This window comes from Pseudomonas sp. EGD-AK9 (genome assembly GCF_000465935.2).
GTDB lineage: Bacteria > Pseudomonadota > Gammaproteobacteria > Pseudomonadales > Pseudomonadaceae > Aquipseudomonas.
On the sequence record NZ_AVOF01000170.1, the window covers coordinates 1 to 7,083 of the forward strand.

At 66.6% G+C, this 7,083-nt stretch carries 7 protein-coding genes; all 7 read right to left on the minus strand.

Annotated elements, in window-relative coordinates; all coding sequences use genetic code 11:
- The coding region (gene betI / locus N878_RS09425) for a transcriptional regulator BetI (RefSeq protein WP_021443416.1) at window positions 1-428 on the minus strand (428 nt) is incomplete at its 3' end.
- A gap of 106 nt (window positions 429-534) precedes the next feature.
- Complete coding sequence (locus N878_RS09430) at window positions 535-885, minus strand: hypothetical protein (RefSeq protein WP_021443417.1); 351 nt, start codon at window positions 883-885, stop codon at window positions 535-537.
- Between the two features lie 148 nt (window positions 886-1,033).
- A complete protein-coding gene (locus N878_RS09435; protein ID WP_021443418.1) occupies window positions 1,034-1,885 on the minus strand; it encodes a glycine betaine ABC transporter substrate-binding protein in 852 nt (283 codons plus the stop codon).
- Between the two features lie 207 nt (window positions 1,886-2,092).
- Complete coding sequence (locus tag N878_RS09440; RefSeq protein ID WP_021443419.1) at window positions 2,093-3,037, minus strand: choline ABC transporter substrate-binding protein; 945 nt, start codon at window positions 3,035-3,037, stop codon at window positions 2,093-2,095.
- A gap of 29 nt (window positions 3,038-3,066) precedes the next feature.
- Complete coding sequence (locus tag N878_RS09445) at window positions 3,067-3,945, minus strand: proline/glycine betaine ABC transporter permease (protein WP_021443420.1); 879 nt, start codon at window positions 3,943-3,945, stop codon at window positions 3,067-3,069.
- Window positions 3,938-5,143, minus strand: coding sequence for a glycine betaine/L-proline ABC transporter ATP-binding protein (locus tag N878_RS09450; RefSeq protein WP_021443421.1), 1,206 nt, complete (start codon window positions 5,141-5,143; stop codon window positions 3,938-3,940). The genes N878_RS09445 and N878_RS09450 overlap by 8 nt, the downstream gene beginning before the upstream one ends.
- Before the next feature lie 838 nt (window positions 5,144-5,981).
- Complete coding sequence (locus N878_RS09455; protein ID WP_021443422.1) at window positions 5,982-6,920, minus strand: ABC transporter substrate-binding protein; 939 nt, start codon at window positions 6,918-6,920, stop codon at window positions 5,982-5,984.
- Window positions 6,921-7,083: the final 163 nt, after the last annotated feature.

The window sequence follows — 7,083 nt, forward strand, 5'->3', positions numbered from 1 at the left end:
CGGCGGAACTGGCCGCAGAGGTTGGAATACAGACGGTGGTCGTTGACCCGCTGCAGGCGGCGCAGTGCCGGCTGGTGCATGCTGCTGGCCCAGAACGCCAGCCAGGTCTTCATCGCCGGGCCGCTGACCTGGCTGTCGTCGAAGTTGCCGTCGATCATCGCCTTCAGGTGAGCGCGCGGACCGTCCTCGCGCAGCGCCCGGCGGCGTTCGCCCACCGCCTCGCTGAGCGCCTGCATCAGGTGACGCATGGTCGCTTCGAGCAGGCCGTTCTTGTCGTTGAAGTAGTGACTGATGATGCCGTTGGATACCCCGGCCAGGCGGGCGATATAGGCGATGCTGGCATCGGCCATGCCGACCTGGTCGACGGCCTCCAGGGTGGCGGCGATCAGTTGCGAACGACGGATGGGCTGCATGCCGACCTTGGGCATGGGTCTCTCCAGCGGGGGGAAGTAGGGCCGGAGTCTAGGCGGATTTTGATCGTTCGATCAATCAATGCGGGGTCCGGGCATGGCGCCGCTGTCCCTGCTGGCCAGGTTATTGGAACAGGACATTTGCCAGGAAGAGGGCCGTGCTCAGCGCGGTGCCGAGCAAGAGGTGGCGGGTGAACAAGGCCGTCACGCTGCGGCCGTCCTGGCCGTGACTCAGCGCGGCCAGCACGCGCTCGTTGCAATGAATGGACACCAGCACGGCCGCCACGCAGACGCCGATGATGAGGAGCGTGCCGCCAAGGTTGCCCCACAGGTTCCAGGTCGCCGGTGCGAGCCAGGCGGGAAGGTAAGGTAACAGCAGCAGCTTGTAGCCCTCGGGACTGCCGGCAATGACCTGTACCCGGCGTTCGAAGGCGTTGCGCGGCAGCCGTGGCGGTAATGGGCGCTGGTGCTGCATCGTGAAGGCCGGGTGTAGTCCTGGGAGGGCGCGATGATAACGCCGACGCCTGGCCGGTGGTCGTGGCGCGCGCGACGCCCCCGAGGCCGCATCGCCAGCAACGACGAAGCGGGCCTGAGCCCGCTTCGTGTTCACGCCAGTCTGAGCCTTACTGCAACCAGCCCGCGACGCGCTCGGGGTTGGCGGCGATCCAGTCCTTGGCGGCCTGTTCCGGCTTGGCGCCGTCGCGGATGGCCAGCATCACCGCGCCGACTTCCTCGCCGCTCCAGGAGAACTTCTTGAGGAAGGCGGTGGCGTCGGCAGCCTTGGCCTCGAGGCCCGGGTTGACCACGGTGTCGACGTGCTCGTCGTCGCCGTAGACCTTCTTCGGGTCTTCGAGGAAGCGCAGTTTCCACTTGGCGAACATCCAGTGCGGAATCCAGCCGGTCACCACTATGGGCTTGCCCGCCTTCTCGGCGCGGGTCAGGGCGGTGGCCATGGCCGGGCCGGAGCTGGGCATCAGCTTGATGCTGGTCAGTTCGTACTGCTTGATGGCGTCTTCGGTGCGGCGCATCACGCCGGCGCCGGCGTCGATGCCGGTGATCTTGCCGTCGAAGTCCTTGGCGTACTTCTCCAGGTCGGCGATGGTCTTGGCCTCGACGTAGTCGGGCACGATCAGGCCGATCTTGGCGCCCTGGTAGTTGGCGCCGAGCACTACCACCTTGTCCTTGAGCTTGGCGTAGTACTCGCCGTGGGTGGCCGGCAGCCAGGCCGAGAGGGTGGCGTCGAGGTCGCCGCGAGCCACGCCCTGCCACATGATGGCGGGTTCGACCGGCTTGAGTTCCACCGGGTAGCCGAGCTTGCTCTGCAGGATCTCGCCGGCGACATGGGTGGCGGCGACGCTGTCGTCCCAGCCGTTGACGTAGCCGATCTTCAGGGTGGGTTTGTCGGCGGCGAGGGCGCTGCCCAGGCCGAGCGCCAGGGCGGCGGCGCCGAGGCAGAGTTGCTTGAGTACGCGCATATCTTGGTGCTCCGTCAGTTGAGTGGCAGTTGCAAAGGTGTTGACTGGCTCGTTCTGATTGCGGGCCTGGCGCGCCGGCCGTCGCTGCTGGCCGCCGGTTCGCGGGCAAAGCCCTCCCCATCGCGGTCTGGCCGCGACCGCGCGTGCATCGATGAGGAGGTTTCCAGGCCCGGAGGATGCGCGTCCGGGCCCGAATACGGGGTGGCGTCAGAGGCCGACGTGTTTCTTCACCGCGGCCGCGCCGTCCTGGCCGTCGAAGGTGGTCACGCCGCTCAGCCACTGGTCGAGGATCGCCGGGTTGGCCTTGATCCAGGCCTTGGCGACGTCCTGCGGGTTTTCCTTCTCCAGCACCTTTTCCATCAGCTGGCTTTCGATCTCGACGCTGAACTGCAGGTTGTTCAGCAGCTTGCCGACGTTGGCGCAGCGCGCCTCGTAGTCCGGCGGCACCACGGTGTAGACCTTGGCCGCGCCGTAGTCGGGGCCGAACACCTCGTCGCCGCCGGCCAGGTAGGTGATGTCGAACTGGGTGTTCATCGGGTGCGGTGCCCAGCCGAGGAACACCACCGGCTCCTGCTTCTTGATCGCCCGTGACACCTGCACCAGCATGCCGGCCTCGCTGGACTCGACCATGCGGAAGCCGCCGAGGCCGAACTGGTCGCCCTTGATCATGCCGTCGATCAGCAGGTTGCCGTCGTTACCCGGCTCGATGCCGTAGATCTTGCCGCCGAGCTGGTCCTTGAACTTGGCGATGTCCTGGAAGCTTTTCAGCCCCGCCTCGGCGGCGTAGGTCGGCACCGCCAGGGTGTACTTGGCGCCTTCGAGATTGGGTTTTTCCAGCACCTTGACCCCGCCGTCCTTGCGGAAGGGCTCGATCACCGCGTCCATCGACGGCGCCCAGTAGCCGAGGAACACGTCGACCTGGCCGTTCTTCACCCCGGTGAAGGCGATCGGCACCGAGGCCATGATCTTGCGCGGCTGGTAGCCCAGGCCTTCGACCAGGGTCATGGCCACGCCGGTGGTGGCGGCGATGTCGGCCCAGCCGATTTCGGCGAAACGCACCTGCTTGCAGCTTTCCGGCTCGGCGGCCCAGGCGCCCTGCGCCAGGGCGCAGGTCAGCAGGGCGAGGGCGGCGGTGGTCTTGATCGTGTTCATCTGCGGTTCCCTGTGAGGTGAAAAGACGTTTACTGGCGCTGCAGCTTGCCGCTGAACCAGGCAAAGATGCCGCCGCGGGCGGTCTGCTTGGTGCCGAAGCTCTCGGTGATGCGGTCGAGGATGATCGCCAGCAGCACCACGGCCATGCCGCTCTCGAAGCCTAGACCGATGTCGAGACGCTGGATGCTCGCCAGCACGTCGTTGCCCAGGCCGCCGGCACCGACCATGGAGGCGATGATCACCATCGACAGCGCCATCATGATGGTCTGGTTGACCCCGGCCATGATCGACGGCATGGCGTTGGGCAGTTGCACCTTGAACAGCAGCTGGCGGCCGTTGCAGCCGAACGACTGGCCGGCCTCGATGATTTCCTTGTTGACCTGGCGAATCCCCAGGCTGGTCAGGCGCACCGCCGGCGGCATGGCGAAGATCACCGTGGCGATGATCCCCGGCACGCGGCCGAGGCCGAACAGCATGGCCGCCGGGATCAGGTAGACGAACGCCGGCATGGTCTGCATGAAGTCGAGGATCGGCCGGATCACCAGCGCCACCCGCTCGCTCCTGGCCGCCCAGATGCCCAGCGGGATGCCCAGCAGCAGGCTGATCAGGGTGGCGGAGAAGGTCAGGCCGAGGGTCACCACGGTCTGTTCCCAGAAGCCGGTCATGACGATGAGGATGAACGACACCGCGGTGAAGGCGGCGAAGCGCGCGCCGATGCGCCACAGGCCGAGGCCGACGAAGATGGCGATGAGCAGCCAGGCCGGCGGCAGCATCAGCAGCTGCTCGATGCCTTCGGAGAAGCCGCTGACCAGGCTGCCGACGCTGTCGAAGGCGCCGCTGTAGTTGTCCAGCAGGTGCTGGACGACGTCGTTGACCCAGCTGCCCAGGTCGAGTTTCTTCTCACTCATGGGATTCCCCCTGCAGGCGGGTCAACAGCCGGCCCTTGCTGATGGCGCCGCAGTAATGGCCCTCGGCGTCGACCACCGGGATCGGCCCTTCGTTGTCCACCAGGCGGTCGATGACCTTGTCCAGCGGCATGTTTTCCGGCACCGGCACCACCTGCTTGAGGGCCGTGGTCTCCAGCGGCCGCGGCGTGTCGCCGTCGACCATCAGGGCGATCTTCTCCAGGCTGATGGAACCGCAGAAATTGCGTTGCTCGTCGACGATAAAGGCGTAGTGCTTGTCCAGCGCCTGCAGTTCCTTGCAGATCTTCGCCGCATCCGGCGCCTTGCCGTTGTAGACGTAGGTCGGCACGCTGTCGGCCTTGAGCTGGCCGGCGGTGAGGTAGCGGCTGGTGTCGACGGTGTCGAAGAAGTTGCGCACGTAGTCGTTGGCCGGCTTGTCGATCAGCTCCTGCGGGGTGCCGACCTGGATCAGCTTGCCGCCTTCCATGATGCCGATGCGGCTACCGATGCGCATGGCCTCCTCGATGTCGTGGGAGACGAAGATGATGGTGCGCCGGTGGGTCTTCTGCAGCTCCAGCAGCACGTCCTGCATCTCGCGACGCTTGAGCGGGTCGAGGGCGGAGAAGGCCTCGTCCATGATGATCATCGAGGGGTTCACCGCCAGCGCGCGGGCCAGGCCGACGCGCTGCTGCATGCCGCCGGACAGCTCGTGCGGGTACTTGTGGGCGAAGGTGTCGAGGCCGACCTGCTTGAGCACGTTCATGGCGCGCTGCTCGCGTTCCTTGCGGCCGACGCCGGCCACTTCCAGGCCGAACGCGGCGTTGTCCAGCACGCTGCGCGAGGGCATCAGGGCGAAGGACTGGAAGACCATGCTCATGTCGCGCCGACGCAGGTCGATCAGCTGCGACTGCGGCAGCTTGGCGACGTTCTGCCCGTCGATGTAGACGTCGCCGCCGCTGGGTTCGACCAGGCGGTTGATCAGGCGGATCAGGGTGGACTTGCCGGAGCCGGACAGGCCCATGAGGACGAAGATCTCGCCCTCCTCGACGCTGAACGAGACATCGCTGACGCCGATCACCGCGCCTTTCTCGGCGAGGATCTTCTCCTTGCTCCAACCTTCCTTGAGCAGCTCGATGGCTTCTTGTGGGTTGGGGCCGAAGACCTTGTACAGGTGCTCGACCACGATCTTTCCAGACTGCATGGGACGTTTCCCCTTCAATCGGCATCCTGTTCAGACTGGCACAAGCTGGCGCGCGCCGTCGGGGCGTTCGTCAGGTGCGTCAGACTTCCGATGCCTGTGTGGGTGTGTGCTGAATGTCGGGGGGGTGGCGAGCGAGTTGCGCCGGGATGCGGCAGGGGCGCTCGGGCACGCCGCAGCGCACGCAGGATGGACGCGGTGCGCCCAGTGCGTTGCCCGATCGTGCAGATGAGTGTCCCATGCCTTGCCGTGTTGCAAACCGCTTTCCAAACCCTCTGGCAGTGTTTCGAAACCCAGTCCCTTGGGGGTTCATACGCCGTCCTGGCGCATGCGTGCATCCGAAATTTCTTGTTGGTCCGGCGCCCGTCGGGAGGGCACCAGCGCTGTCTGTTCTTCGGTCCAGAGGTGTGGGCTCTGGTCTGCCGCCCTGCTGGGCAGTGGCGGCAGCGACGTTATCGGCTGACTCAACGATATAGCCTTGGAGGCCCGGCAATTGTCGATTTGCGACTCTGACGTGTTGCGCCACGACATGCCGTCGTCCGCCGCCTGTTGTCGTGCATTCGCCGCCGGTTCGCTGCGCCTGTGGCCGTTGACTGCAAGCTGCAGCCTTGAAAAACCTTAACAGACTTTTTTAGCCCTTGGCCAAGGCTGCAGGCCGCGCCGGGCCTGATTCGCGGCCCGGCGAGAAGGCGTCAGGCGGCGTATCGCGGGGGCTGCGGCGCCATCGAATAAAAACGCCGCGAGGGCAATGGGCGAGGCGATCGGAGCCTTGCCTGGGCCAAGCGGCCTTGCCGCACGAGTGGTCAACGGCTGCTGCGCCGCGCTCGGCGCGCCGGGCGTTTCAGTGCCCCGGCGACAGGCCGAAGAGGCCGCCGCTGGGCGTGCCGCGCTGGTGGGTCACGCCCGCGAGCCAGGCGGCGATGGTCTGCGGGTTGTTCTCGATCCAGGCCTTGGCTACCCGGCGGCGGTTGGTGTTGCCTTCCAGCACCGCGCTCATCAGCTGGTTCTCCGCGGCGATGGTGAAGGTCATGTTGCGCAGCAGCCGCGTCAGGTTCGGGCATTCGGCGCTGAAGCCGCCGCGCGCCACGGTATTGACCTGCGCCGCGCCGAAGTCGGGGCCGAAATACTCGTCGCCGCCGGCCAGGTAGTGCATGCGCAGGCGCTCGTTCATCGGGTGCGGTTCCCAGCCGAGGAACACCGCCCATTTGCCCAGGCGCTGGGCGCGTTCGACGTGATTGAGCATGCCGCTCTCGCTGGACTCCACCAGGCTGAAGCCGCGCAGGCCGAAGCGGTCGTCGCGGATCATCGCCTTGACCATCTCGTTGCCCTCGTTGCCGGGCTCGATGCCGAAGATCTGCCCGCCGAGCTGCTCCTTGAACTTGTGGATATCGGCGAAATCCTGCAATCCGGCCTCGTAACCGGGGGCCAGCACCGCCAGGGTGTAGCGCACGGCCGGCAGGTTGGTGTGCAGCAGCTCGATCCGGCCGCTGTCCAGGTGTGCCTGGATCAGTTCGGCTTGTGCCGGCATCCAGTTGCCGAGGAACACGTCCATCCGGCCTTCGGCGAGGGCGCGGTAGGTCTCCGGCAGCGACAGGCGCTTGATCTGGGTGCGGTAGCCGAGTTCGCCGAGCACCAGGCGGGCCACCGCGGTGGTCATGGTGATGTCGGTCCAGCCGACGTCGGGCAGGCGCACCAGCTCGCAGCGAGCGGCCTCGGTGGCGTGCAGGCTGCTGGAGCCGAGCAGGGTGAGCGCGAGCAGCCAGTGTGCGAGTCTGTTCATGGATCGTCCTTGCCTGGTTGGGGAGCGGCTTGGCCTGGCGGGCGTGCACGCCAGTACAGCGCAAGCCGCGCCGCCGAGGAGGGCGCAATGCGACCTCGACATGCCGAAAACAGACCTGCCTCGCGCGGGCGTCGGCTCGGGCGCCCTGCTTCGCCCTCCCTCC

Bases quoted from the DNA above. Each gene is read 5' to 3' on its own strand.
- N878_RS09430 (WP_021443417.1), bottom strand. From the start codon at position 885: ATGCAGCACCAGCGCCCATTACCGCCACGGCTGCCGCGCAACGCCTTC.
- N878_RS09435 (WP_021443418.1), bottom strand. From the start codon at position 1,885: ATGCGCGTACTCAAGCAACTCTGCCTCGGCGCCGCCGCCCTGGCGCTC.
- N878_RS09440 (WP_021443419.1), bottom strand. From the start codon at position 3,037: ATGAACACGATCAAGACCACCGCCGCCCTCGCCCTGCTGACCTGCGCC.
- N878_RS09445 (WP_021443420.1), bottom strand. From the start codon at position 3,945: ATGAGTGAGAAGAAACTCGACCTGGGCAGCTGGGTCAACGACGTCGTC.
- N878_RS09450 (WP_021443421.1), bottom strand. From the start codon at position 5,143: ATGCAGTCTGGAAAGATCGTGGTCGAGCACCTGTACAAGGTCTTCGGC.
- N878_RS09455 (WP_021443422.1), bottom strand. From the start codon at position 6,920: ATGAACAGACTCGCACACTGGCTGCTCGCGCTCACCCTGCTCGGCTCC.